Consider the following 24,802-nt stretch of genomic DNA (forward strand, 5'->3'; position numbering starts at 1 on the left):
GCGGCAGAGCAAACATTTAGAGCGGTGGGCATCATAAAACACCCAGCCGCTCTTGCCGCAAGAACGGACTGGATCGGCGATGGTTCCTGCCACGCCGCATCCCTTCGGATAGCGTGGCGCAAAGATCAGTTCGCAGCGTCGCTCGCCGCTTCCGACAGCAGAGTAAAGACATAGTCCGCGAAGGAACGCCAGCACTCCACACGGAACGCGTCGGCCGCGGTGCGCAACAGCACGATCTCGGATTTGCCGAGAATGGTGCGCGAGGCAGCACCCACCGGGAAAGCCTCGAGCGACAGGTCCTGCGGACAGCCCGAATTGACCGTCATCGAGGCCGCTGGCCCGGTGACCGAGATTGCGACATTGCGGTGCGAGATGCCGACCGCCGAATGCAGCGCCGTCACCTTGGCGCAGTCGGCGAGCGGATCGTTGCCCGCCTCGTCGACAATCAGCCATTCGTCCGGCCCGAGCCACAGCGCCATGCGTCCGTCCTTGGTCGCCGAGGTCTTCGGCTTGGCCGGCAGCGTCACGCCGAGCGCCTTGGAAAGTGCTGCGACCGAAGCCTGCGGCGCGCGCAGCGAGATGCGTTCGGCCGGCGGCAGCATCTCCACTTTTACGCCCAGTGCCGAGACCGTGCGGCCGGCGAGTGCCGGCCGGCGCTCGACGGAAGGCGCGGCAGCAGCGGCTTTTGTCTTGGCGGCGGCTTTAGCCATTGAGGCGTTCTCCCTTCTCGTCGACGAACACCATGCCGGTGACTTCCACCTCGATCGTGCCGTTCGGCATCGGCACGTAGAGCGTCTGCCCCATGCGGTCGCGACCGCCGGCGACCAGCGCCAGGGCGATCGAGCGGCCGCAATTCTCCGACCAATAGCTGGAGGTGACGTGGCCGATCATCTTCATCGGGATCGGCTGCTTCGGGTCGGCGACGATCTGCGCGCCCTCTTCCAGCACGACCTTCGGATCCTTGGTCTTCAGGCCCACGAGTTGCTTGCGGCCCTTGGCCACGAGGTCCGGCCGGGTCAGGCCGCGAATGCCGACGAAATCGGTCTTCTTCTTGCCGACCGCCCAGTCGAGCCCGGCATCGTTCGGCGTCACCGTGCCGTCCGTGTCCTGGCCGACGATGATATAGCCCTTCTCGGCGCGCAGCACGTGCATCGCTTCGGTGCCGTAAGCAGTCGCGCCATGTTTCTGGCCTTCGGCCCACAGCGCTTCCCAGACCGCCTCGCCGTAATCGGCCGGCACGTTAACCTCGAAGCCGCGCTCGCCGGTGAAGGACATGCGGAACAGCCTCGTGGGCACGCCGCAGATCTTGCCCTCGCGCACCGACATATGCGGCATCGCCTCGTCCGACATGTCGATGCCTTCAACCAGCGGCGCGATGATGTCACGCGACTTCGGCCCTTGGACGGCTATGACCGCCCACTGTTCGGTGATCGAGGTCAGCCAGACATTGAGATGCGGGAACTCGGTCTGGAGGTAATCCTCCATGTGGTTCATCACGCGCGGCGCGCCGCCAGTCGTCGTCGTCACATGAAAGCGGTCGGGCGCCAGCCTGCCGACGACGCCGTCATCATAGATGAAGCCGTCTTCGCGCAGCATGATGCCGTAGCGGCAGCGGCCGGTTTCCAGCTTCTCCCACGGGTTGGTGTAGAGCAGTTCCATGAACTTCGCCGCATCGGGCCCGACCACCTCGATCTTGCCGAGCGTCGAGGCGTCGAACAGGCCGCCCACTTTTCGCACCGTCACGCATTCGCGGTCGACGGCGGCGTGCATGTCCTCGCCGGCCTTGGGGAAATACCAGGCGCGCTTCCAGTGGCCGACATCCTCGAACACAGCACCTTGCGACGCGGCCCAGCCATGCGTTGCCGTGCGGCGGGTCGGGTCGAACAGCGCGCCGCGCGCGTGGCCGACGATCGAGCCGAACGTCACCGGCGTATAGGGCGCGCGGAAGGTGGTGAGGCCGACCTGCGGGATCGGCTTGCCGAGTTCCTCGGCGGCGATCGCCAGGCCATGCATGTTCGACGTCTTGCCCTGGTCGGTCGCCATGCCGTTGGTGGTGAAGCGCTTGACGTGCTCGATCGAGTGCATGCCTTCATGCACCGCCTGGCGGATGTCCTTGGCGGTTACGTCGTTCTGGAAATCGACGAAGGCCTTGACCGTTGTGCCCGATCCGGCGCCGGGCCCGGCGCCCAGCATGCCGCGCGACCAGCTCTCGCCGGCATCGACCTTCGGCTTGGCGCTCTTCCTGGCGCTGCCGCCGGCGTCCTTTGCCGCCTTGGCGCCGGCCGCATAGGCCTCGTCGACCGTCGCGTCCAGCCCGTCCGTGCCGTTGCAGGCACCGACCGAGACACAGTCCTGCGCATAGGTGCCGGGCACGAAGCGCTTGGTCTCGTCGTTGAAGGCGACCTTGCCGCGCGATTGCGAGAACAGATGCACCGACGGCGTCCAGCCGGCCGACATCAGGATCGCGTCAACCGGGATGGTCCGCTCGCCGCCACCATTCTTCGGCTGCACGGTCATCGAGGACACGCGCAATTTGCCGCCGGCGCTGACCACCGCGCGGCCGAAATTGATCTCGATGCCGAGCGCCCTCGCCTCGTCGATCACCGGTCCGGCCGGGTTGTCGCGCAGGTCGACGATCGCCGCGATGTTGATGCCGGCCTTCTTGAGGTCGATCGCGGCGGCGTAAACGGAATCGTTGGCCGTATAGACGCCGACATTCCTACCGACCGCGACGCCATAATGGTTGAGGTAAGTGCGCGCGGCCGCCGCCAGCATGACGCCCGGACGGTCGTTGTTGGCGAACACCATGTGGCGCTCGATGGCGCCGGTGGCGATGACGACGCGCTTGGCGCGGACCTGCCACAGGCGCTCGCGCGCCAGCTCGCGTCCAGGGCTCTTGAGATGGTCGCTGACCCGCTCGACCAGGCCGACGAAGTTCTGCGCGTAGTACCCAAAAGCAGTCGTGCGCGACAGCACGCGCACATTGTCCATCGCCTTGAGCCTGGCGATCGCGCTTTGAGCCCAGGCAAGGCCGTTCTGGCCGTCGATCCTGGCGCCGCTCTCGAAGCGCAGGCTGCCGCCGAATTCGGCCTGCTCGTCGGCGAGGATTACCCGCACGCCCGTTTCGGCGGCGGCAAGGGCGGCTGCAATGCCGGCGGCGCCGCCGCCCAGCACCAGCACCTCGCAATGCGCGTAGCGGGCGGCATAGTGGTCCGGATCCGGCTTCTCCGGCGAAATGCCGAGGCCGGCGGCAGCGCGGATCTTCGGCTCGTAGAGATCCTTCCACGCCCACTTCGGCCACATGAAGGTCTTGTAGTAGAAGCCGGCCGAAAACATCGGCGAGGCGATGTCGTTGACCGCGCCGACGTCGAAAGCGAGCGATGGCCAGCGGTTCTGCGAATTGGCCGTCAGCCCGTCATAGAGCTCCTGCACGGTCGCCCGCACATTGGGCGTCTTGCGCGCGTCGTCGCGCACGATCTGCACCAGCGCGTTGGGCTCTTCCGCGCCGGCCGAGAGGAAGCCACGCGGCCGGTGATATTTGAACGAGCGCCCGACCAGATGCACGCCGTTGGCAAGCAGCGCCGAGGCCAGCGTATCGCCCTCGATGCCGGAATAGGCCTGGCCGTCGAAGCTGAACGATGCGGTCTTCGCCTGGCTGAGGCGACCGGCGCCGGAGATACGGAATGCGGCGCTCATTTCGCGGCTCCAGGCAGTTTCGCCGGCTTCGGTTCGCCGGCCTTGTAGGTCATGACGAACTTGTCGGTGACGGTGTCGCGAACGGCGTTGAAGAAGCGCGCGCAGCCATGGATGTGCCGCCAGCGCTCATAGATGACGCCCTTCGGATTGGCGCGGATGAAGAAGAATTTCTCGAAATCGTCGTCGCTCTCGCCGGCAATGTTGGCTGAGCGCACGACATGCGCCTCGCCGGCATTGCGGAACTCGAGTTCCGGGCGCTCTTCCTCGCAATAGGGGCAGCGGATGAGAAGCATCTGGGTAATCCTAAAACTTGCCGTGACCGGCGCGCGCACCGGCCGAGTGAAAGCAAAGCGGCTGAGCCATCATCAGTGCGCCACCGCGGCCGCGGCGGCCTCGTCGATGAGGCGGCCCGTGCGGAAACGCTCGAGCGTGAAGGGCGCGTTGATCGGATGCGGCTCGTCCTTGGCGATCGTGTGCGCGAAGACGTTGCCCGAGCCGGGCGTCGCCTTGAAGCCGCCGGTGCCCCAGCCGCAATTGACATAGAGGCCCTGCACCGGCGTCTTGGCCAGGATCGGCGAGCGGTCGGGCGTCACGTCGACGATGCCGCCCCAAGAGCGCAGCATCTTCATGCGGGTAAAGATCGGGAACATCTCGCAGATGGCGTCGAGCGTATGCTGCAATATGTGCAGGCCGCCGGTCTGCGAATAGGAGACATACTGGTCGGTGCCGGCGCCGATCACCAGCTCGCCCTTGTCCGACTGCGAGATATAGGCGTGCACGGTGTTCGACATCACCACGCAGGGCACGACCGGCTTGATCGGCTCCGACACCAGCGCCTGCAGCGGATAGCTTTCGAGCGGCATGCGCACGCCGGCCATATTCATGATAACGGAGGAATGACCGGCCGCGACCACGCCGACCTTCTTGGCGCCGATGAAGCCGCGCGTCGTCTCCACGCCGCTGACCGCGCCATTGGCCGCGCGCTTGATGCCGGTGACCTCGCAGTTCTGGATGATGTGCACGCCGCGCGCCGAGGCGCCGCGCGCATAGCCCCAGGCGACCGCGTCGTGGCGCGCCGTGCCGCCGCGCCGCTGCAACGCGGCGCCCATCACTGGATAGCGTGCCTCCTTGGAGATGTTGAGCGGCGGACAGAATTCCTTCGCCTCTTCCGGCGTCAGCCATTCATTGTCGATGCCGTTGAGGCGGTTGGCATGGATGTGGCGCTTGAAGACCTGGACGTCGTGGACGTTGTGCGCCAGCATCATCACGCCACGCGCCGAATACATGACGTTGTAGTTGAGCTCCTGGCTCAGCCCATCCCACAGCTTCAGCGCATGGTCGTAGATGCCGGCGCTTTCGTCATAGAGGTAGTTGGAGCGGATGATGGTGGTGTTGCGGCCGGTGTTGCCGCCGCCGAGCCAGCCCTTTTCCAGCACCGCGATATTGGTGATGCCGTGCTCGCTCGCCAGATAATAGGCCGTCGCCAGGCCGTGTCCGCCGGCACCGACGATGATGACGTCGTATTCCTTCTTCGGCTCGGGCGACGTCCACTGCTCTTCCCAGCCCTTGTGACCGCGCATGGCCTCGCGGGCAATGGCGAATACCGAGTATTTCTTCACGTTTCAGGCCTCGCGCCAGTAGCTTTCGCGGATTTGCGGCCGGGCATCCCCGCCTCGGCGCGCGAGGTGTATCACTAGCGAAACCGCGCTGTCATCCTTGCGCTGTTTGCGACGGCACTTGCCGTTTTGCGCCCGTGCCGCGTAATGCCCGCGCGCCGATGGCAAGGCAGCTTTCGGGTGGCTGCATTCATACCGATTTGCGACCAAGCATCCAACCGCCGGCAAGCCAGGCACAAAGGAAGGATGCAAGGACATGTTCACCCTGACAAACAAGGTCGCCATCGTGACGGGCGCCAGCTCGGGTATCGGCCGCGCCACAGCCAGACTGTTCGCCGACCAGGGCGCGAGCCTCGTCGTCGCGGCGCGCCGCCAGGCCGAACTCGACGCGCTCGTCGGCGAGATCGAGGATGCCGGCGGCACAGCGGTTAAGCTTGCCGGTGATGTAAGAGACGAGGCCTACGCGAAGGCGCTCGTCGAACTCGCGGTCGAAAGGTTCGGCGGCCTCGACATCGCCTTCAACAATGCCGGCGCCGTCGGCGTGATGGGACCGGTGACCGACATGGCGCCGGCGATCTGGCAGGAGACGATGGACACCAACCTGACCAGCGCCTATCTCGCCGCGAAGCACCAGATACCGGCGATGCTGGAGCGCGACGGCGGCTCGCTGATCTTCACCTCGAGCTTCGTCGGCTACACCGCCGGCATGCCAGGCATGGCGGCTTATGCCGCCGCCAAGGCCGGCCTGATCGGCCTGACGCAGGTGCTGGCCGCCGAATACGGGCCGAGGGGATTGCGCGCCAACGCGCTGCTGCCCGGCGGCACCGACACGCCCGGCGCCACGACCACGACGCCGGAGGCCCGCGCCTTCGTCGAAGGCATCCATGCCTTGAAGCGCATGGCGCAGCCAGAAGAGATTGCCCGCTCGGCGCTTTATCTCGCCTCGGATGCTTCGAGTTTCACCACCGGAACCGCGCTGTTTGCCGATGGCGGCGTGTCAATCAACCGGACGTGATCCGTTTGGCGGACAGCAGACATGCTCATCCGCTAAAATCTTGCGACTGCACCCTTGCATTCCGGTCTGTTTTGACGATTTTCGTTCCCGTCGAAAAACGGACCGGAACGATGCTGCTGATCAGAACCTATGTCGCCCAGAGCGCCATCGAAGGCGTCGGCGTTTTCGCCGCCGAGCCGATCAGGAGAGGCGCCTCGATCTGGCGGCTCGATCCCGATTTCGACCGGCTGGTCCCGATGGAGAAATACGAGACCGCTCCCGCGCATCTCAAGGAACTGCTCGACCGCTACGCCTATCCGAGCCCGGACAAGCCGGGCTTCATGGTCTACGAGGTAGACAATGGCCGCTTCATGAACCATTCCGAGCGGCCGAACACGGATTTCTCGCAATATGGCGGCGCCACCGCCATTCGCGACATTGCCGCCGGCGAGGAAATCACCTGCGATTACGGCGAGTTTTTCGAGGATTTCGCCCGCCTGCATCTGGCGACCGCATAGTGCTCCGGCCGCCATGCCGGGACACGCGGGATTTTGATCGCGGTTTCCTGCAATCAGCGGTGGACAGTGCGGCATGATTCTGCTATCAGCCGCCCACAATTCGCGGTGCAACCCGCCGCGGAGGCATGGCGGCTATGGCTGTATGCCTATCGATATCAAACCCGAAGACAGGATTGCCCGTGCAGGTACTCGTCCGCGACAACAACGTTGATCAGGCGCTTCGCGCGCTGAAGAAGAAAATGCAGCGCGAAGGTATTTTCCGCGAAATGAAGATGCGCGGTCACTACGAGAAGCCGTCCGAGAAGCGTGCCCGCGAGAAGGCCGAGGCCGTGCGCCGCGCCCGCAAGCTGGCTCGCAAGCGCGCCCAGCGCGAAGGCCTGCTGCCGATGACCCCGCGCCCGGCTCCGGCTGGTGCTGCCGGCGCATCGCGCTCGCCGCGCTCATAACGCCTATTTTTCGTCCTTTTCGAAGGATACCGAGGGTGGCGCGATGCGGAATCGCCGCCACCTTTTTGTTTATGCATAGGAGCCGGTTCGGAGAGGGAACGGACTGACGGCGCTGCGGCAGTGAGGACAAAGATGAACGCAATTTCCGTGGAGCGCAAAACCGCTTTTCGCGGCTTCGCCCTGACGGCGGCCCTGCTTTCGGGTCTGACGCTTGCGGCATGCCAGACGACCCCGACGGGTGAGTTCAACTCGATCGACAAGGCGCAAGGGTCGAGCGAGAACATCTCCTCGCTTTCGGCGGTCATCCAGCGAAATCCGCAGGATCCCGAGGGCTATAATGTGCGTGGCTCGGCCTATGGCCGCGGCGGCCAGTACCAGGCGGCGCTCAAGGACTTCAACCAGGCCATCCAGCTCAACCCGAACTTCTACCAGGCCTATTCGAACCGCGCCCTGATCCAGCGCTTCCTCGGCAATCAGGAAGCCGCTTTGGCCGACTACAACCGCTCGATCCAGATCAACGCCAACTACGACGCCGCCTATATCGGCCGCGGCAATCTCTACCGCAAGGCAGGCCGCACCCAGGATGCCTTCAACGACTTCCAGAAGGCGATCCAGCTCGACACCACCGATGCCCGCGCCTACCACAATCGCGGCCTGATCTATCAAAGCCAGGGCCAGCACAAATTCGCCATCGAGGATTTCTCGACCGCCATCTCGCTCGCGCCCGACGCCGCCGAGCCGTACAACGGCCGCGGCCTCTCCTATCTGGCGACCGGCGACGAGGACAACGCCTTCTCCGACTTCAATATGGCCATCAAGCTCGACGGCAAGAACGCCGAAGCCTGGGCCAACCAGGCGCTGATCTACGAAAAGCGCGGCGACAAGGGAAGGGCAGCCAAGTCCTACCGCGAGGCCATCCACCTCGACCCGAACTATCAGCCGGCCAAGGACGGCCTGTCGCGCACCGGTGGCAACGCCAGCTGATCGGAAGCTGGCGCCGAAAGTAAGGTATCTTGCACGACTTACGGGTCCGCCGGCGGCCGCAGTGTTGCGCCGCGGAGACGCCGATAGCGATCCGTTAACCGCCCAGTCCAACGCGTTAATCTTTGCCATGTTCGCGCCAAGTTTTCGGCGGAACGCTCCGTGCACCTCGATCGTTTAAGCCGGGGCCAAGATTTTCGCGAAAGGACCTTTCCAATGATCAAAACACTTGCCTGTGCCGCTGCCGCGCTTGCCGCCACGGTCCTCGCTTCTCCGGTCAGCGCCGGCACGCTCCGGCTCGGTACGCTCGATTGCACGATCGACGGCGGCGTCGGCTACGTCATCACGTCGAACAAGGGCGTCTCCTGCACCTTCCGCCCCTCCCATCATGGCCCGGCCGAGATTTATACCGGGATGATCTCCAAACTCGGCGTCGACGTCGGCAAGACGCATCAGGGCCAGCTCGTCTGGGCAGTGCTTGCCGCCACACGTCATCACGACGCGGGCGACCTCGCCGGCAGCTATTACGGCGTCAACGCCGAGGCGAGCGTCGTGACCGGCGGCGGCGCCAACCTCCTGGTCGGCGGCCTTGACGGCGCCTTCATGCTGGAGCCGCTCAGCGTCCAGGCACAGACCGGCCTCAACCTGGCCGTCGCGGTGGCCTCGCTGGATCTCGTCCACTCCTACAAGTGAGCCCTCGGCTTTTCAAATTCATTGCGCCGCACTCGGCCCGGAACATCTGTTCCGGGCCGAGTGCTTTGGAAAGCCGGATCCCTTCGGCGCAAATGGTGGCTTGCCTCGAAATCCGCGAAAAAGCCTCTTGAGCTCAACTGCGCTTGAGGTTCTACAAGCCCTGCCGAACTGGATCTTGCCCCTCGTTCGCAACGCGGATGAGGTGCGCAAAACAAGCAGGAGATCGGCGTGACGGCAGCGAGCGGCAACAAGGTGGCCAGCAAGAGGGTGGATTGGCGGGCGCTGTGGGCGAGCGGCGATCTGGCGCGGTTTTGCTTCATCAATCTCGGCATCCTGCTTTACGCCACCAACGAGACGATGGTGGCGACGGTGATGCCGGCGATGGTCGGCGAACTCGACGGCGTGCAGCTCGTCGGCTGGTCGCTGGCGATCTACGAGCTTGGCGCCATCACCGCCGGCGCCGCGGCCGGACGGCTCGTCAGCTATGTCAGCCTGCGCAGCAACATGGCGGTCGCCGCCACCCTCTATGCGGCCGGCGCGCTGTTGAGCGCCGTCGCGCCCTCGATGACCCAGTTCCTCGCCGGGCGGCTGATCGAAGGCTTCGGCGGCGGCGCGCTGGTGTCGCTTGCCTTCGTCTCCGTCGAGCGGCTCTTTCCGCGCAGCATCTGGCCCCAGCTTTTCGGCGTGATGTCGGCGATCTGGGGCATCGCCGCCTTCAGCGGCCCGATAATCGGGGCGATCATGGTCGAGCTTCTGTCCTGGCGCTGGGCGGTCGGCATCTTCACGCTGGGCGGCATCGCGGTTGCGCTTGCCAGCCTCACCGTTCTCAACACCGCCGGCGCGTCGCGTCCGCAGGTTTCGGCCGATGCCGCGCCGCCCTTCCCCTATGGCGCGCTCGCCTGCCTTGCCGTCAGCGTGGTGCTGATCGCGACCGCCGGCGTCGACATAGCCCTGCTCCGCTCGTCGCTGCTGCTTTGCCTTGGCCTGATCGGCCTGGCGCTGTTCGTCAGGGTCGATGGGCTGAGACCCCGGTCGCGCCTGTTCCCGTCAGATCTGTTTTCATGGCGCGCGCCGCTCGGCACCGGCATGACCATGGTCGCCGCCTTTTCGGTGGCGACCTGTTCCTTTGGCATATACGGGCCGCTGCTTCTGACCACGCTGCACGACATACCTCTGCTCACCAGCGGCTACATCATCGCCGCCGAGTCGATCTCATGGTCGATACTGTCGATCCTCGTCGCCAATGCCCCGCCGGAACGCGAACGCTCGATCATCCTCGTCGGCGCGCTGATGATTGCATGCGGAATTGCCGGCTTCGCCTATACGATCCCTGCCGGCTCGATCCCGCTGATCCTGCTCTGCGCCCTTTTGCAGGGCGGCGGCTTCGGTATCGCCTGGCCGTTCCTGACCCGCATCATCGTGGCGTCGGCGGCGCCGGACGAGCAAACCATCGCCTCGGCCGCAGTGCCGACCATGCAGCGCATCGGCTATGCCGTCGGCGCCGCGCTTGCCGGCATCATCGCCAATGCCAGCGGCTTCTCCGAAGGGCTGAACCGGGAAGCGGCCGCTTCCGTCGCCAGTTGGCTGTACCTGGCCTTCGTGCCGCTCGGCGTGTTCGGCTGCCTGGCGGCGCTGAGGATCTTCTCCACAGCGAACCGGCCGCGACTTGCGGCGGGTTGACTGCGGCGACGGCAACGACCGAAACGCGGGCTTGCCGCTCAGACCACGACAGTTTGCTGCAGCCGCTCGGCAATCAGCGCGGCGAGCCGCGCCGCCACCTCGTCCTTGCCCATTTCCGGCCATTCCTCGACACCGGTCCTGGAGACGATGCGCACCTTGTTGCGGTCGCCGCCCATCACGCCGGACGGCCCGATGCCGCTTTCATGCGAGACGTCATTGGCGACGATGAAGTCCGCGCCCTTTTTCTTGAGCTTGGCCTCGGCATTGGCGATCAGGTCCTGCGTCTCGGCGGCGAAGCCGACGATGAGGCCCGGCCGCTGCGCGTGATGGCCGATGCCGGCCAGGATGTCCGGGTTCTCGACCATCTCCAGCGAAGGCGGCCCCTCGCCAGCCACCTTCTTGATCTTCTCGCCGGCGGCGTTGGCGGTGCGCCAGTCGGCGACCGCCGCGACAAACACGGCGGCATCCGCCGGCAGCAGGCGCTCGACCGCGTCCTTCATCTGGGCAGCTGTTTCGACATGCGTGGTCACGACGCCGGCCGGATCGGCGATGGTGACCGGACCGGAAACCAGCCGCACATCGGCGCCGAGCTTCGCCAGCGCGGCCGCTATCGCGTGGCCCTGCTTGCCCGAGGAGCGGTTGGCGATGTAGCGCACCGGGTCGATCGGCTCATGCGTCGGCCCGGAGGTGACGATGATCCTGCGGCCGGCAAGCGGCTTCGGCTTCTCGTCGAGCATGGCTTCGATCGCGGCGACGATCTCCAGCGGTTCGGCCATGCGGCCCTCACCCGCTTCGTGGCTTTCCGCCATCTCGCCCTTGGCGGGACCGACAAAGGCGATGCCGTCCTTCAGCAAAGTCGCCCGGTTGCGGCGCGTGGCAGCATGCGCCCACATTTTCGGGTTCATCGCCGGCGCCATCAGCACCTTCTTGTCGGTGGCAAGAAGCACCGTCGAGGCAAGGTCGTTGGCATGGCCATTGGCGAGCTTCGCCATCAAATCGGCGGTGGCCGGCGCCACCACCAGCAAGTCGGCTTCGCGCGACAGCCTTATATGGCCGACATCGTGCTCGTCCTTGCGGTCGAACAGCTCGGTGAAGACATGATCGGCCGAAAGCGCGCCGACCGAAAGCGTGGTGACGAATTCCTGCGCGGCCGACGTCATCACCACCCGCACCGACGCGCCACGCTCGCGCAGCCGCCGGATGAGGTCGAGCGCCTTGTAGGCGGCGATGCCGCCGCCGATGATGAGCAGGATGCGCTTGCCGGAAAGAGTCATGCTCCCTCCCAAGGATTGACTATGTTAATGCCACAATCAACAAAGTCGGCCACATTCCTTGTCACCACAGCAAAACTCCGACAGAGAGCAACCGAGGCGATCTGCGCGTCAAATTCACGAATAGGATGCCCCAGAACCCGTCTCTTCGAAACAATCTCTGCGTACGCCTCAGCCTCACGATCTCCGAACGCAAGCACAGGGGTCTTGAGCATCATCGTGAAAAACGCCCCGATCACGCTGCCCAGAGCAGCCTTACGCTTCCCATCCGGCATATTTGCCAGGACTACGAGCAGTTCCGCTTTGGTCATCGCCGTGACGTAAGAGCGCCTCCCAAACGAACTTTCCATCCAAGCGGCTACTCCCGCATCTGGCTGCGGCTTGAAAGTTTCCGAAATAACGTTCGTATCCAGCACGAACATGGTCAATCGAATTTTGGCGGCTCGCGCGCGGGGCCACGCTCCGGCAGCTCAATATCGAAGCCGCCATGAGGCTCAACTAGCCGACGAATCGCTGCGTAAAGTGACTCGCCGTGCACATCATAACCCGACCCGTCCGACAAAACGCTCTTGGCGAGAACACTACGCGCTTCCTCCTCCATCGAGACTCCTCTTACTGCAGCTCGCTCACGAAGTTTTTGCTTCACGCTGTCATCGAGATTGCGGATCGTAAGTGTGCCCATATCTCTGCTCCTTACCCTGCAAGCTAGGACATAAAAGAGCTGCTTTCAATGACAGCAATGCTTGCATTGCTGTCATTGATACGATCACAGCAATTTCCAGGCGATGTAGATCAGCGTCAGGGCGATCACCCATAGCGCCACGCGGCCGGAGCGGGTGTGGCGCGCTTCGGCCTTGCCGATGGCGCGGGCCGTCGCTTCGTCGAAGCGCAGGCCGTTCTCGGCCATCAGGTCGATCTCGCGCGACAGCCGGTCGGTACGGGCGGCAAGGTCCGGCGCCTGCCGTGCCAGCGTCAATAGCGCCTTGGCGCCGTCGCGCGCGTCGGTGAGCATGCCGCGCGGGCCGAGATTGCCCGCGATCCAGTCGCTGACCACAGGCTCGGAAGTCTTCCACATGTTGAAAGCCGGATCGAGCGTGCGGGCGACGCCTTCGACCACCACCATGGTCTTTTGCAAAAGCACCAACTCGGTCCGCGTCGCCATATCGAACAGCTCGGTGACTTCGAACAGCAGCGTCAGCAACTTCGCCATCGAAATGGTCTCGGCCGACTGGCCGTGGATCGGCTCACCGATGGCGCGGATCGCCTGCGCGAAGGCCGAGACATTGTGCTGACGCGGCACATAGCCCGCCTCGAAATGCACCTCCGCGACGCGCTGATAGTCGCGCACGATGAAGCCGTAGAGGATTTCGGCGAGGAAGCGTCGCTCCTTCTTGCCGAGCCGGCCTGCAATGCCGAGATCGACGGCGACGATGGTGCCATTGGCTTCGACGAACAGGTTGCCCGGATGCATGTCGGCATGGAAGAAGCCGTCGCGCAACGTGTGCCTGAGGAACGACTGGACCAGATTGGCGGCGATCGCCTTGAGGTTGTGACCGGCATTGGCAAGGCCGGCGATGTCGTTCATCTTGGTGCCGTCGATCCACTCCATGGTGAGCACATCGCGGCCGGTGCGCTCCCAGTCAACCGCAGGCACACGAAAGCCCGGATCGTCCTTGGTGTTCTCGCCGAGTTCCGAAAGTGCGGCCGCCTCGAGCCTCAAGTCCATCTCGACCTTGGTGGTCTGCGCCAGCGTCTGGGTCACCTCGACCGGACGCAGCCGGCGCGACGAGGGGATGTATCTCTCCTGCAGGTGGGCCGCGAGGAAATAGCTTTCGAGATCCTGGAAGAAGCGGCGCCGCACCCCGGGCCGGATCACCTTCACCGCCACGCGCGACGTCGTTCCGCCACGAGCCACGTCGGCGCCATGCACCTGCGCGATCGAGGCGGCGGCAACGGGATCCCCGAAGCTGGCATAGAGATCGTCGATCCTGCGCCCGAGCGAGGCTTCGATCGCATGGACCGCTTCCGCTTTCGGGAAGGTGTGCATCTTGTCCTGCAAAAGCGCCAGGTCGAGCGCCATGTCGTTGCCGACGACATCGGGCCGCGTCGCCAGGAACTGGCCGAGCTTGACGTAGGAGGGTCCAAGCCGCACCACCGCTCGCGCCAGCCGGTCGCCGCGCTGATAACTCAGCGCCCGGCGGCGGGTAAAAAGCCGCGCCACGCGCCAGCCGAATTTCGGCATGCCGGACAGTTCTTCGCCAGGCAACGCCGCGACGACGCCCTCGCGGACCAGCACCCAGCCGGCCCTGGCGAGCCGAAAGGCGGCGGCGACGCTGCTCATAGCCCTGCCTGTGTCAAAGGGGCCTGCTGCAAGGGGCCGCGCCTCAAAGCTTCCAGCCGGAATGAAGGGCGGCGATGCCGCCCGAATAGTTGCGGAACGTGACGCGGTCGAAGCCGGCGCGGCTAATCATCGCCGCGAAATTCTGCTGGTTGGGGAATTTGCGGATGGATTCGACAAGGTAGGAATAGGGCTCGTCATCGCCGGTGACCGCCTTGCCGATCTTGGGGATCGCATTGAACGACCAGGCCTCATAGGCCTTGTCGAGCAGCGGCATGTCGACCTCGGAGAATTCGAGGCAGAGCAACCGCCCGCCCCGCTTCAGCACGCGATAGGCTTCACCGAGGGCGACTTCGATGCGCGGCACGTTGCGAATGCCGAACGCGATCGTATAGGCGTCGAAGGACTCATCCTCGAAAGGCAATTCCTCGGCATTGGCCTCGACAAAGTCGGTGTTTGCCGCAAGGCCCTGCTTCTCGGCGCGGTCGCGGCCGACGGCCAGCATCGAGCCATTGATGTCGAGCACCGTGGCATGGGCCTGTCGCTGACTGGCCTCGACGATGCGGAAGGCGATATCGCCGGTGCCCCCGGCGACGTCGAGCACCCTCCAACCCACCTTTTTGGGAGGGTTCAGCCAGGCGACCATCGCGTCCTTCCACAACCGATGCAACCCAGCCGACATCAGATCGTTCATCAGATCGTATCGATTGGCCACCTTGTGGAAGACGTCGTTGACGAGGGGCTGCTTCTCGCCTTCCCCGACCCTCCTGAAACCATAGGAGGTTTCCATGCCGCCCGTGGCCGTGGTTCTCTCAACTGACATTATTTTGATCCGTCATAAAACCGGCGGGACCATAGCCGATCGATGGTGCCGACGCTATTGTCCAAGGCGCGGTTTTCGGCCGCGCCTTCAAAACCCGGCAGGGAAAGGTCACGCATGATTTTCCGGCCAGAATCTGCGCGAGAGCAGCATATCGGACGAGATGACCGCATGATTTTGAAGGCCGAACTGCATTGCCACATCGAAGGGGCGGCGGCGCCCGAGCTCGTCGTCAGCCAGGCCCGCAAATATGGCAAGGACCCTTCCCCCTATATCCAGGAAGGCTCCTTCGTCTGGCACGATTTCACCTCGTTTCTGGCCGCCTACGATTTCGCTTCCGACCTGTTTCGCACCGAAGAGGATTATGCGCGCCTCGCCGACTATTACCTGACCAGCCTCGCCCGCGACGGCGCCATCTATTCCGAGGTTTTCACCTCGCCGGACCATGCCAAAAAGGCCGGGCTGTCGCCGAAAGCCTATACGGACGCGCTGGGCGAAGGCATGACCCGCGCCAAGGCCAAGACCGGCATCGAGGGCCGCATGATCGTCACCGGCGTGCGCCATTTCGGGGTCGAGGCGATCGAGCAGGCGGCGCGCTTCGCGGCGCGCTGCGGCCATCCGCTGGTGACCGGCTTCGGCGTCGCCGGCGACGAGCGCATCGGCGACTTCGAGGACTATGTGCGCGCCTTCGAGATCGCGCGCGAAGCGGGCCTCGGCATCACCATCCATGCCGGCGAGTTGATGGGCTGGGAAAGTGTCAAGGCGGCCCTCGACCATATCCGCCCGTCACGCATCGGCCATGGCGTTCGCGCCATCGAAAACCCGGATCTCGTCCGCCGCATCGCCGCCGAGGGCGTGGTGCTGGAATGCTGCCCGGGCTCCAACATCGCGCTGAAGGTGTTCGACAGCTTCGCCGACCATCCCTTTCCGGCGCTGCGCGCCGCCGGCTGCAAGGTGACGCTCAACTCCGACGACCCGCCCTATTTCTGGACCTCGCTGAAGCGCGAATACGATATCGCGGCCGAGCATTTCGCCATGAACGACAAGGCGCTCACAGAGATCACCAGGACGGCCATCGAGGCGGCCTTCGTGGACAAGAAGACCAAGGTGATGCTGTTAGGCCGGTTGGACGTGAAGGTGCGGTGAGTGAGTAGGGAGTAGTCGGTAGTCAGTAGTTATGGATTTGGCCGAGTGCGCATAGATCGGTTGAAGGCCAGAGCTTTCCCCGAGGCGAGGACTCGCAAATCGGCTCACTATTCACTACTCACTACTGACTACTACCCCGAACCAGTCGGAGCACATCATGCAGGGCGTCACCGTCGTCGACCACCCCCTCGTCCAGCACAAGCTGACCATCATGCGCAAGAAGGAGACCTCGACGGCAGGTTTCCGGCGGCTGCTGCGCGAGATTTCACTTCTGCTCGGCTATGAGGTGACCCGCAATCTCGAACTGACCACGACCATGATCGAGACGCCGATCGAGGAGATGGAGGCGCCGACGCTGGAAGGCAAGAAGCTGGTCTTCGCCTCGGTGCTGCGCGCCGGCAACGGCCTGCTCGAGGGCCTGCTCGACCTGGTGCCGGCGGCACGCGTCGCGCATATCGGCCTCTACCGCGACCATGAGACGCTGGAAGCGGTCGAGTATTTCTTCAAGGCGCCGAGCGATCTCGCCGACCGCCTGGTGATCGTCGTCGATCCGATGCTGGCGACCGCCAATTCCGCGATCGCCGCGATCGACAAGCTGAAAGGCCGCGGCGCCACAAACATCCGCTTCCTCTGCCTGCTTGCCGCCCCCGAAGGCATCGAGCGCTTCACCAAGGCGCATCCGGACGTGCCGATCTTCACCGCCTCGATAGACCGGCAGTTGAACGACAAGGGCTACATCATGCCCGGCCTCGGCGACGCCGGCGACCGCATGTACGGCACAAAATGAGCGCATCCGTTTACCACGCGTTTACACAACCGCGCGGTTCCGGCGCACGTTAAAGCGGAAAACACCATGTCGGCGCAAGGATGCGACCTCGATTTAAGGGGCATCCATGCTGCGCAAGCTTCTCATCCTTGGCATCTTTGCCGGAACCTCAGCCTCGATTCCGATCGTCTATCAGGCGAATCCGCATCTGGTGGACGGCTTGCTGAAATCGACCGTCGCCTCGCAGCCGGCTGCGCCGAAGGCAGAGCCGCAGGTCAATCTCGCTTCGGTCCCGGACAAGCCGGCGACGCCAATGCCGCTCGGCCGCCAGGTGCTGGTCAATGCCGACGGGCGCGGTCACTTCACGTCGCAGTTCAAGCTCAACGGCCGCCAGATCGACGGCATGATCGACACCGGCGCGACGCTGGTCGCCATCAACACCTCGACCGCCCGCAGGATCGGCATCTCGCTCAACCCGTCCGACTTCAATCGCCAGGTGAACACTGCCAACGGGGCGATCAAGGCCGCCGTGGTGACGGTCGAGCGCCTGCAGATCGGCAAGATATCGGTCGACAACGTCCAGGCGATGGTGCTCGACGACAGGGCGCTGCAGACCAACCTGATCGGCATGAGCTTCCTGCAGCGCCTGCAGAAATACCAGGTGCAGGACGGCTCGCTGCTGCTCGTTCAGTAAGGCCGATCAGCGAGGCAATATCCGCCTGAGAACGGTCTTTTCGGCGGGCGGCTTGGAACCCCCGATCGTATAGGCGGCACGCACGGCGGCCGCTGCTGCCCCGGCCTGGGCGTCGGTGCGAGCATGCACCAGCGCCAGGGCCTCGCCCGGGCGCGCCTCGGCGCCGACCGGCAACAGCCTGGTCAGACCGACGGCATGATCGATCTTGTCGTCGGGATGCGAACGCCCGCCACCGAGCGTGACGACGGCAAGCCCGATATCGCGCGTGGCGATGCCGGTCACGAACCCGTCCTGTTCCGCTTTCACGGCCAATTCGACCGGCGCTGTCGGCAGATACTTTTCCGGTTTCTCGATGAAATCGCCGGGACCGCCAAGCACCGCCACCATTCGCGCGAAGACGGCTGCCGCACGGCCTCCGGCAAGCGCCTCGGTGGCGCGCCTGATACCGTCCTGGTGAGACGAGACGAGCCCCGCCGACTGCAGCATCTCGGCCGCCAGCGCCAGCGTAACATCCTCCAGCCGGCGGTCGCGATATCGGCCGGTGAGGAAATCGACGGCATTTCGCACCTCGACCGCGTTGCCGGCCGCCGAAGCCAGCGGCTCGTTCATGCCCGTCACCAGCGCGGATGCATTCAGGCCGGCGCCATTGGCGACCTCGACCAGGCTGTTCGCCAGCGCGACCGCGTCGCGCGACTTTTCCATGAAGGCGCCGTTGCCGACCTTGACGTCGAGCACCAGCGAGCCCAAGCCCGCGGCAAGCTTCTTCGACAGGATCGAGGCGGTGATCAGCGGGACCGATTCGACGGTTCCCGTCACGTCGCGGATCGTGTAGAGCCTGCGGTCGGCGGGTGCCAAATCGGCGGTCTGACCGATGATGGCGCAACCAGTCTCGAGCACCGTCTTGCGGAAAAGCGCCACGTCCGGCTGGCTGGCATAGCCAGGGATGGCATCCATCTTGTCCAGCGTGCCGCCGGTGTGGCCGAGGCCGCGCCCCGAGATCATCGGCACATAGGCGCCGCAGGCGGCGACGATCGGCGCCAGCATCAGCGAGACATTGTCGCCGACGCCGCCGGTCGAATGCTTGTCGGTGACCGGCCCCGGCAGGTCGGACCAGTCGAGCACGTCGCCGGAATCGCGCATGGCGAGCGTCAGCGCCACCGCCTCCTCGCGGCTCATGCCGTTGAGGAACACGGCCATGGCGAAAGCGCCGACCTGGCCCTCGGCGATGGTGCCGGCCGTCAGCCCTGCGACGAAGGCCGCGATCTCGTCGGCCGAGAGTCTGTGGCCGTCGCGCTTGCGGCGGATGATCTCCTGCGGCAGCATCAGTCGGGCAAGCCGTCCTGGAAGACGCGCCGCAGGATCGTCGCCAGCCGCGCGCCACCGACCGGCGCCATGTCCTTGGTTTCCTGGTGCGAGAGTTCCGCTCCGGTCATGCCGGCCGCCAGGTTGGTGATCACCGAGCAAGCGGCGACCTTGAGGCCGAGGAAGCGGGCGAGGATGACCTCCGGCACGGTCGACATGCCGACCGCCGTCGCGCCCATGACGCGCGCCATGCGGATCTCGGCCGGCGTCTCGAAGCAGGGTCCGGAAAACCACATATAGACGCCCTGGTGCAATGCCGTGCCGGTCGCCTTCGCCGCCTTCTCGATCGCGCCGCGCAAGCCGGCATCGTAGGCCTCGGTGAGACCGACGAAGCGGCGGTCGCTCGGCTCGCCGATCAACGGGTTGGAGCCGGAGAAATTGATGTGGTCGGTGATCAGCATCACCGAGCCCGGCCCCATTTCAGGATCGACGGAGCCGGCGGCATTGGTGAGGATCAGATGCGAGATGCCGATGCCGGCAAGCACCTCCAGCGCCGGCCGCATCGCCGCGGCATTGCCATGCTCGTAATAATGCGCGCGGCCGGACAGCATCAGAACCGGCGTGCCGGCGAAATGCCCGGCAACCACCTCGCCGGCATGGCCGGAAACACCGCTGCGTGGGAAGCCCGGCAGTTCGGCATAGGAGATGCGCCTGGCATGCTTGACCTGGTCGACCAGACCGCCAAGGCCCGAGCCCAGCACAAGCGCGGCCGCGGGCGCCAGCCCGTCCAGCTTCTCGACCAGATGATCCAGCGCTTCCTTCATTTCAACCCGCTCTTCATTTCAAGATGTCGCCCCTGAAGCCGTAAGGCAGCATGTCGCCCATGGTCACGGTCTCGGCCACGCCGGCGTTGTCGCACAGATAGAGCTTCGTGTCCGGCCGGCAGAATTCCGCCAGCCGTTGCCGGCAGCCGCCGCAGGGCGAGCATTTGGCCATGCGTTCGGCGATCACCGCGATCTCGACGATCCTGCCGCCGCCGCCCATTATGTAGTGGCCGAGCGCCGTCGTCTCGGCGCACCAGCCTTCCGGATAGGACGCTACCTCGATGTTGGCGCCGGTGAAGACGCGCCCGTCCTCGGTGCGCAACGCCGCACCCACCGGGAATTTCGAATAGGGCGCGTAGGCCTTGGCCATCGCCGTCTTCGCCGCCTCGAACAGATCATGCGACATCCGGTTCTTCTCTCCCACGATCTTGTTCAAATGCCGGTCGCCGCCGGGCGAAAATCCAGCCTCAGCGTTCCTTGACATAAGGCACGCCGCCGGCGCGCGGCGGGATGGCCTTGCCGATGAAGCCGGCGAGCAGGATGACGGTCAGCACATAGGGCAGCGCCTGCATGAACTGCGCCGGAACCTTGCCGACAATAGGCAGCGGCGAGCCCTGCAGGCGGATCGATGCCGCGTCGAGAAAGCCGAACAGAAGGCAGGCGAACATGGCGTTGACCGGCTTCCATTTGGCGAAGATCAGCGCGGCAAGCGCGATATAGCCCTTGCCCGCGGTCATGTCTTTCACGAAACCGCCATTCTGCACCATGGAAAGATAGGCGCCCGCGACGCCGGTAAGCACGCCGGTGCAGATCAGCGCCCTATAGCGCAGCCACGCGACCGAGATGCCGGCGGTGTCCACGGCGGCCGGATTTTCGCCGACGGCGCGCATCCTCAGCCCGAAGCGGGTGCGAAACAGCACCCACCAGGTGAACGGCACCATGGCGAAGGCGAAGTAGACCAGGATCGAGTGCCCGGAGATCAGCTCGGCATAGATCGGGCCGATGATCGGCACGTCCTTGATCGCGTCGGCGCCGGGCCAGGTGATCGCTGCGAAGCGTTCGCCCGGCTGCAGCGCCGGCGTGCGCCCGCCCTGCTGGAACCAGGCCTGGCCGAGGATGATGGTCGATCCGGCGGCGATGAAGTTGATGGCCACGCCGGACACGATCTGGTTGCCGCGATGCGTGATCGAGGCGAAGCCGTGCACCAGGGCGAATGCAACCGAGATCAGCACCGCCATGCCGAGGCCGATCAGCGCCGAATGGAAGACGGCGGCGGCCGAAGCGCCGGCAAAGGCGCCGACCAGCATCTTGCCTTCCAGCCCAATGTCGAAGATGCCGGCCCGTTCCGAATAGAGGCCTGCCAGGCAGGCGAGCAGCAGCGGCACCGAAAGGCGGATGGTCGAATCCAGCACCTGGACGATGGCGTTGAAAATGTCCATCTCAGGCCCCCTTCCCGTTCACTGCCTGCATGCCGACCGATTTCGGACTGACCGAGGCGAACAGCGCCTGGATGTAGGGCCTGAACATGTGTTCCAGCGCGCCGGCGAAGAGAATCACCAAACCCTGGATGATGACGATCATGTCGCGGCTGATCGCCGGCATCTCGAAGGCAAGCTCGGCGCCGCCCTGGTAGAGCATGCCGAACAGGATCGCCGCCAAGACGATGCCGACCGGATGCAGCCTGCCCATCAGCGCGACCGCGATGCCGACATAGCCGGCGCCGGACACGAAATCGATTGCGACATTGTGCTGGTCGCCCATCACAGGGTTGAGCGCCATCATGCCGGCCAGCGCGCCCGAGATCATCATCGCGGTGATGATGATGCGGGTTTCCGAAATGCCGGCGTAGCGCGCCGCCTTCGGGCTGTGGCCATAGGTGCGCATCTCGTAGCCAAGCCTCGTGCGCCAGATCAAAAGCCAGACCAGGAAAGCCATGACCAGCGCCAGCAGGAAGCAGATGTTGAGAGGCGCGGAACGGATCTTGGCGCCGAACAATTCGATGATCCAGTTGAGCTTCGGCAGTTCGGCGCCGGCGAGGAAATTGCGCGTCTGCGGCGCCTGCGAGCCGGCCGGCTTCAGCGCGCCGACCAGCAGGTAGACCATCACCGAGGCGGCGATGAAGTTGAACATGATGGTGGTGATGACGATGTGCGAGCCGCGCTTGGCTTGCAGATAGGCCGGGATCAGCCCCCACAGCGCGCCGAACGCCGCCGCGGCCACGATCGCGATCGGGAAGATCACCCACCAGGGCAGCACGCTGTCGAGGCTCAGGCAAACAAGCGCGATGCCGAGGCCGCCTATATAGGCCTGCCCCTCGGTGCCGATGTTGAACAGGCTGCAATGCGCCGCCACCGCCACGGAAAGGCCGGTGAAGATGAAGGTCGTGGCGTAAAACAAAGTGAAGGCGATGCCCGTGCCCTTGCCGAAGGCGCCCTCGACCAGGATGGCGGCGGCGCGGAACGGGTTTTCGCCGACCAGCATGACGACGAAGCCGGCGACGATGAAGGCGACCGACAGGTTGATCAACGGAATCAATCCATAATCGGCCCAGGCCGGCAATTTGGCGTAAGGCGTGCTCATTCGGCGGCCTCCTGGTGCTCGACGCCGGCCATCAACAGGCCAAGCTCGCCTTCGGTCGCGTCCGGGCCGCGCTCGCCGACGACACGGCCAGCAAACATCACCAGGATGCGGTCGGACAGCGAGCGGATCTCGTCGAGCTCGACCGAGACCACCAGCACCGCCTTGCCCTGGTCGCGCATGGCGATCAGCCGCTTGTGGATGAATTCGATGGCGCCGACATCGACGCCGCGCGTCGGCTGGCCGACGATCAGCACGCCGGGATCCTGCTCCATCTCCCGGGCCAGCACGATCTTCTGCTGGTTGCCGCCGGAGAAGTTCGCCGTCTTCAGCCGCGGATTGCCTGGACGGATGTCGTACTTTTCGATCTTGTCCTTGGCATCGGCCATGATGGCATCGATGTCGAGGAACGGCCCCTTCAAATAGCGCTCGTCGTCGTGATAGCCGAGGATCGAGTTCTCGTTTTCCTCGAAGGCGAGCACCAGTCCGACATGGTGACGGTCTTCCGGCACATGGGCGAGACCGCGGTCGCGTAGTTCGCCGGGATCGGCCTTGCCGGTGAGGTCGATCGGCTTGCCGTCGAGCATCACCTCGCCGGAGACCGCATGCCGGATGCCGGAGATCGCCTCGAGCAGCTCGGACTGGCCGTTGCCGGCAACGCCGGCGATACCGACGATCTCGCCGCCGCGCACGTCGAAGGAGACATTGTCGACCATGGTGACGCCGCGCGAATCCTTGACCGTCAGGTTCTTGACCGAGAGTTTTACCGCGCCGGCTTCCGACTGGCCCTTCTCGACCCTGAGCAACACCCGCCGGCCGACCATCAGTTCGGCCAATTCGCCGACCGTGGTTTCCTTCGTCACCCGGGTCGCCACCATCGTGCCTTGGCGCATCACCGACACCGTGTCGGTGATCGCCATGATCTCGCGCAGCTTGTGCGTGATGAGCACGATGGTTTTGCCCTGCTCCTTCAATTGCTTGAGGATGCGGAAAAGGTGATCGGCCTCGGCCGGCGTCAACACGCCCGTCGGCTCGTCGAGGATCAGGATCTCGGCGCCGCGATAGAGCGCCTTGAGGATTTCGACGCGCTGCTGCAGACCGACCGGCAGCTCTTCGATGACGGCGTCGGGATCGACCTCGAGGCCGTATTCGCGCTCCAGCCGGTCAAGCTCCGAGCGCGCCTTGGCGATGCTGCTCTTCAACAGCGCATCGTTTTCGGCGCCGAGGATGATGTTCTCCAGCACTGTGAAATTGTCGACCAGCATGAAATGCTGGTGCACCATGCCGATGCCGAGCGCGATTGCGTCGTTGGAGGTGCTGATCGACACCGGCTTGCCGCCGACGCGGATCTCGCCGCTATCGGCCTGGTAGAAGCCGTAGAGGATCGACATCAGCGTCGACTTGCCGGCGCCGTTCTCGCCGACAATGCCGTGGATCGTGCCGCGCGCGACTTCCAGGTTGATGTCGCGGTTGGCGCGCACCGCGCCAAAGCTCTTGTTGATGCCTATGAGCTCGATTGCGGCTTGCGCCATGCAGCCTGTTCCCACTGTTATTTTTTTATCGCTTGGTCAAAATGCCTAGCATGATGCCCCGCTTATGCCAATCGGCCGTTCACTCTCGACAAATCCCCGCGTCCTTGTCAATTTCGAACCTGAGCAGGTTCCGCAAAAGTGTCCCACGGTTTTGCGATCTGAACCTGCGAAAACCAAGAGAGCTAAGCAGATATTCGTGGGGCATCCCACGAATATCTGCTTAGCTGGAGGCTTCACATTCGCAAGGATCGGTTTTGCATGGCCATGCCTGACGATCGGCTGACGACGTTGGAAATCCGCGCCGCCGAGCAGGAGAAGACCATCGAGGAGCTGTCCGGCCAGATCGCCGAACAGTGGAAGGTGATCGAGCGTATGGAGCGCAAGCTCGCAGCCCTGACCGACCGCTTCCTGGAATTGGAGGAGCAGTCCGCCTCCGAAGTGCCGGTGACCAAGCCGCCGCATTGGTGAGGAGCCATGGGGAAAGACGGCCATGTCCAGTGAAAGCGACCGCGTCGCTCGAGCCGGCGATTATGTCTTTGGCTTGATGAACGACAGGGAACGCGCCCGCGCCGAACGCGACCTCGAGATCGATCCCGCCTTTCGCGACACGGTGCTGCGGCTGGCCGAACGCCTGCGCGCCTTCGATCCCGCGGGACCTGAAGCGCACGGCGATCGCTGGGAACTGGTCACGCAACGCCTTGCCGAACTGCCGCAGATGCAGACGCGGCTGGCTGGCGTCGGCGTCCCGGAGACGGAACCGGCGCCGCCGATGATCCACCGGCTCGAGCGCAAGCCCTACGGCGTCGGTCTGCATTCGCTTCGCGGCAGGCTGGGCTTCGTCATCGCGCTTGCCCTGGTGGCGGCCTTTGCGCTCGGCTATCTCGCCGGCACGCTATAAAAGCAATTCC

General features: G+C 64.7%; 26 protein-coding genes. 11 read left to right on the forward strand and 15 right to left on the reverse strand.

The window, feature by feature from the left end:
• Window positions 1-125 precede the first annotated feature (125 nt).
• The 4 genes from FJ417_RS17750 to FJ417_RS17765 all read right to left on the reverse strand — a co-directional run bounded on the left by FJ417_RS17750 (window position 126) and on the right by FJ417_RS17765 (window position 5,315).
• Window positions 126-710, reverse strand: coding sequence for a sarcosine oxidase subunit gamma (locus FJ417_RS17750; protein ID WP_140784381.1), 585 nt, complete (start codon window positions 708-710; stop codon window positions 126-128).
• The gene (locus FJ417_RS17755; protein WP_140784382.1) at window positions 703-3,696 is read right to left on the reverse strand and encodes a sarcosine oxidase subunit alpha; all 2,994 of its coding nucleotides are present in this window, start codon (window positions 3,694-3,696) and stop codon (window positions 703-705) included. Before FJ417_RS17755 ends, FJ417_RS17750 begins: the two co-directional genes overlap by 8 nt.
• Window positions 3,693-3,989, reverse strand: a complete 297-nt coding sequence (locus tag FJ417_RS17760) for a sarcosine oxidase subunit delta (RefSeq protein ID WP_140651419.1) — start codon at window positions 3,987-3,989, stop codon at window positions 3,693-3,695. Before FJ417_RS17760 ends, FJ417_RS17755 begins: the two co-directional genes overlap by 4 nt.
• Before the next feature lie 72 nt (window positions 3,990-4,061).
• Window positions 4,062-5,315, reverse strand: a complete 1,254-nt coding sequence (locus FJ417_RS17765) for a sarcosine oxidase subunit beta (RefSeq protein ID WP_140784383.1) — start codon at window positions 5,313-5,315, stop codon at window positions 4,062-4,064.
• A gap of 253 nt (window positions 5,316-5,568) precedes the next feature.
• Between FJ417_RS17765 and FJ417_RS17770 the strand changes: the two genes are divergently transcribed.
• The 6 genes from FJ417_RS17770 to FJ417_RS17795 all read left to right on the forward strand — a co-directional run bounded on the left by FJ417_RS17770 (window position 5,569) and on the right by FJ417_RS17795 (window position 10,624).
• A complete protein-coding gene (locus FJ417_RS17770) occupies window positions 5,569-6,327 on the forward strand; it encodes an SDR family oxidoreductase (RefSeq protein ID WP_140784384.1) in 759 nt (252 codons plus the stop codon).
• Window positions 6,328-6,437: 110 nt separating this feature from the next.
• Window positions 6,438-6,824 carry an SET domain-containing protein-lysine N-methyltransferase gene (locus FJ417_RS17775; protein WP_140642404.1) on the forward strand — a complete coding sequence of 129 codons (387 nt, stop codon included), beginning with the start codon at window positions 6,438-6,440 and terminating at the stop codon, window positions 6,822-6,824.
• A 179-nt stretch (window positions 6,825-7,003) separates the two neighbouring features.
• The gene (gene rpsU / locus FJ417_RS17780; RefSeq protein ID WP_027165252.1) at window positions 7,004-7,270 is read left to right on the forward strand and encodes a 30S ribosomal protein S21; all 267 of its coding nucleotides are present in this window, start codon (window positions 7,004-7,006) and stop codon (window positions 7,268-7,270) included.
• A 132-nt stretch (window positions 7,271-7,402) separates the two neighbouring features.
• Complete coding sequence (locus tag FJ417_RS17785) at window positions 7,403-8,254, forward strand: tetratricopeptide repeat protein (protein ID WP_140651413.1); 852 nt, start codon at window positions 7,403-7,405, stop codon at window positions 8,252-8,254.
• 213 nt (window positions 8,255-8,467) lie between these two features.
• Window positions 8,468-8,944, forward strand: coding sequence for a DUF992 domain-containing protein (locus FJ417_RS17790; protein WP_140651411.1), 477 nt, complete (start codon window positions 8,468-8,470; stop codon window positions 8,942-8,944).
• A gap of 228 nt (window positions 8,945-9,172) precedes the next feature.
• The gene (locus FJ417_RS17795; protein ID WP_181183248.1) at window positions 9,173-10,624 is read left to right on the forward strand and encodes an MFS transporter; all 1,452 of its coding nucleotides are present in this window, start codon (window positions 9,173-9,175) and stop codon (window positions 10,622-10,624) included.
• Between the two features lie 38 nt (window positions 10,625-10,662).
• Here the strand turns inward: FJ417_RS17795 and coaBC are convergent, their stop codons facing one another.
• From coaBC to ubiE, 5 genes are all read right to left on the reverse strand, one after another.
• Complete coding sequence (gene coaBC / locus FJ417_RS17800) at window positions 10,663-11,898, reverse strand: bifunctional phosphopantothenoylcysteine decarboxylase/phosphopantothenate--cysteine ligase CoaBC (RefSeq protein WP_140784385.1); 1,236 nt, start codon at window positions 11,896-11,898, stop codon at window positions 10,663-10,665.
• Window positions 11,895-12,317, reverse strand: a complete 423-nt coding sequence (locus FJ417_RS17805; RefSeq protein WP_140784386.1) for a type II toxin-antitoxin system VapC family toxin — start codon at window positions 12,315-12,317, stop codon at window positions 11,895-11,897. Before FJ417_RS17805 ends, coaBC begins: the two co-directional genes overlap by 4 nt.
• 2 nt (window positions 12,318-12,319) lie before the next feature.
• Complete coding sequence (locus FJ417_RS17810; RefSeq protein ID WP_140642420.1) at window positions 12,320-12,577, reverse strand: plasmid stabilization protein; 258 nt, start codon at window positions 12,575-12,577, stop codon at window positions 12,320-12,322.
• Window positions 12,578-12,661: 84 nt separating this feature from the next.
• Window positions 12,662-14,236, reverse strand: coding sequence for a 2-polyprenylphenol 6-hydroxylase (gene ubiB, locus FJ417_RS17815; protein ID WP_140784387.1), 1,575 nt, complete (start codon window positions 14,234-14,236; stop codon window positions 12,662-12,664).
• Between the two features lie 43 nt (window positions 14,237-14,279).
• Window positions 14,280-15,056, reverse strand: coding sequence for a bifunctional demethylmenaquinone methyltransferase/2-methoxy-6-polyprenyl-1,4-benzoquinol methylase UbiE (ubiE, locus tag FJ417_RS17820; protein WP_140784388.1), 777 nt, complete (start codon window positions 15,054-15,056; stop codon window positions 14,280-14,282).
• Between the two features lie 168 nt (window positions 15,057-15,224).
• Between ubiE and FJ417_RS17825 the strand changes: the two genes are divergently transcribed.
• The 3 genes from FJ417_RS17825 (at window position 15,225) to FJ417_RS17835 (ending at window position 17,659) form a co-directional block, all read left to right on the forward strand.
• On the forward strand, window positions 15,225-16,199 hold the full coding sequence (locus FJ417_RS17825; RefSeq protein ID WP_140784389.1) for an adenosine deaminase: 975 nt from the start codon (window positions 15,225-15,227) through the stop codon (window positions 16,197-16,199).
• A gap of 157 nt (window positions 16,200-16,356) precedes the next feature.
• Window positions 16,357-16,986 carry a uracil phosphoribosyltransferase gene (gene upp, locus FJ417_RS17830; RefSeq protein WP_027165262.1) on the forward strand — a complete coding sequence of 210 codons (630 nt, stop codon included), beginning with the start codon at window positions 16,357-16,359 and terminating at the stop codon, window positions 16,984-16,986.
• A 106-nt stretch (window positions 16,987-17,092) separates the two neighbouring features.
• Window positions 17,093-17,659, forward strand: a complete 567-nt coding sequence (locus FJ417_RS17835) for a TIGR02281 family clan AA aspartic protease (protein ID WP_140651399.1) — start codon at window positions 17,093-17,095, stop codon at window positions 17,657-17,659.
• Between the two features lie 6 nt (window positions 17,660-17,665).
• Here FJ417_RS17835 and deoA read toward each other — a convergent pair whose 3' ends face one another.
• The 6 genes from deoA to FJ417_RS17865 all read right to left on the reverse strand — a co-directional run bounded on the left by deoA (window position 17,666) and on the right by FJ417_RS17865 (window position 23,894).
• A complete protein-coding gene (gene deoA, locus FJ417_RS17840) occupies window positions 17,666-18,982 on the reverse strand; it encodes a thymidine phosphorylase (RefSeq protein WP_140784390.1) in 1,317 nt (438 codons plus the stop codon).
• Window positions 18,982-19,785, reverse strand: a complete 804-nt coding sequence (locus FJ417_RS17845) for a purine-nucleoside phosphorylase (protein WP_140784391.1) — start codon at window positions 19,783-19,785, stop codon at window positions 18,982-18,984. Before FJ417_RS17845 ends, deoA begins: the two co-directional genes overlap by 1 nt.
• A gap of 13 nt (window positions 19,786-19,798) precedes the next feature.
• Window positions 19,799-20,191, reverse strand: coding sequence for a cytidine deaminase (cdd, locus tag FJ417_RS17850; protein ID WP_095766692.1), 393 nt, complete (start codon window positions 20,189-20,191; stop codon window positions 19,799-19,801).
• A 61-nt stretch (window positions 20,192-20,252) separates the two neighbouring features.
• Window positions 20,253-21,224 carry an ABC transporter permease gene (locus FJ417_RS17855; RefSeq protein WP_140642435.1) on the reverse strand — a complete coding sequence of 324 codons (972 nt, stop codon included), beginning with the start codon at window positions 21,222-21,224 and terminating at the stop codon, window positions 20,253-20,255.
• A gap of 1 nt (window position 21,225) precedes the next feature.
• Window positions 21,226-22,365 carry an ABC transporter permease gene (locus FJ417_RS17860; protein WP_140706806.1) on the reverse strand — a complete coding sequence of 380 codons (1,140 nt, stop codon included), beginning with the start codon at window positions 22,363-22,365 and terminating at the stop codon, window positions 21,226-21,228.
• On the reverse strand, window positions 22,362-23,894 hold the full coding sequence (locus FJ417_RS17865; protein ID WP_140784392.1) for an ABC transporter ATP-binding protein: 1,533 nt from the start codon (window positions 23,892-23,894) through the stop codon (window positions 22,362-22,364). Before FJ417_RS17865 ends, FJ417_RS17860 begins: the two co-directional genes overlap by 4 nt.
• 258 nt (window positions 23,895-24,152) lie before the next feature.
• Here FJ417_RS17865 and FJ417_RS17870 point away from each other — a divergent pair, with 258 nt between their 5' ends.
• Both FJ417_RS17870 and FJ417_RS17875 read left to right on the forward strand, forming a co-directional pair.
• Window positions 24,153-24,362, forward strand: a complete 210-nt coding sequence (locus FJ417_RS17870) for a SlyX family protein (protein WP_140784393.1) — start codon at window positions 24,153-24,155, stop codon at window positions 24,360-24,362.
• Window positions 24,363-24,384: 22 nt separating this feature from the next.
• Window positions 24,385-24,792, forward strand: coding sequence for a hypothetical protein (locus FJ417_RS17875; protein WP_140784394.1), 408 nt, complete (start codon window positions 24,385-24,387; stop codon window positions 24,790-24,792).
• The last annotated feature ends 10 nt before the right edge of the window (window positions 24,793-24,802 follow it).

The sequence above is a fragment of the Mesorhizobium sp. B3-1-7 genome, assembly GCF_006439385.1.
Classification (GTDB): domain Bacteria; phylum Pseudomonadota; class Alphaproteobacteria; order Rhizobiales; family Rhizobiaceae; genus Mesorhizobium.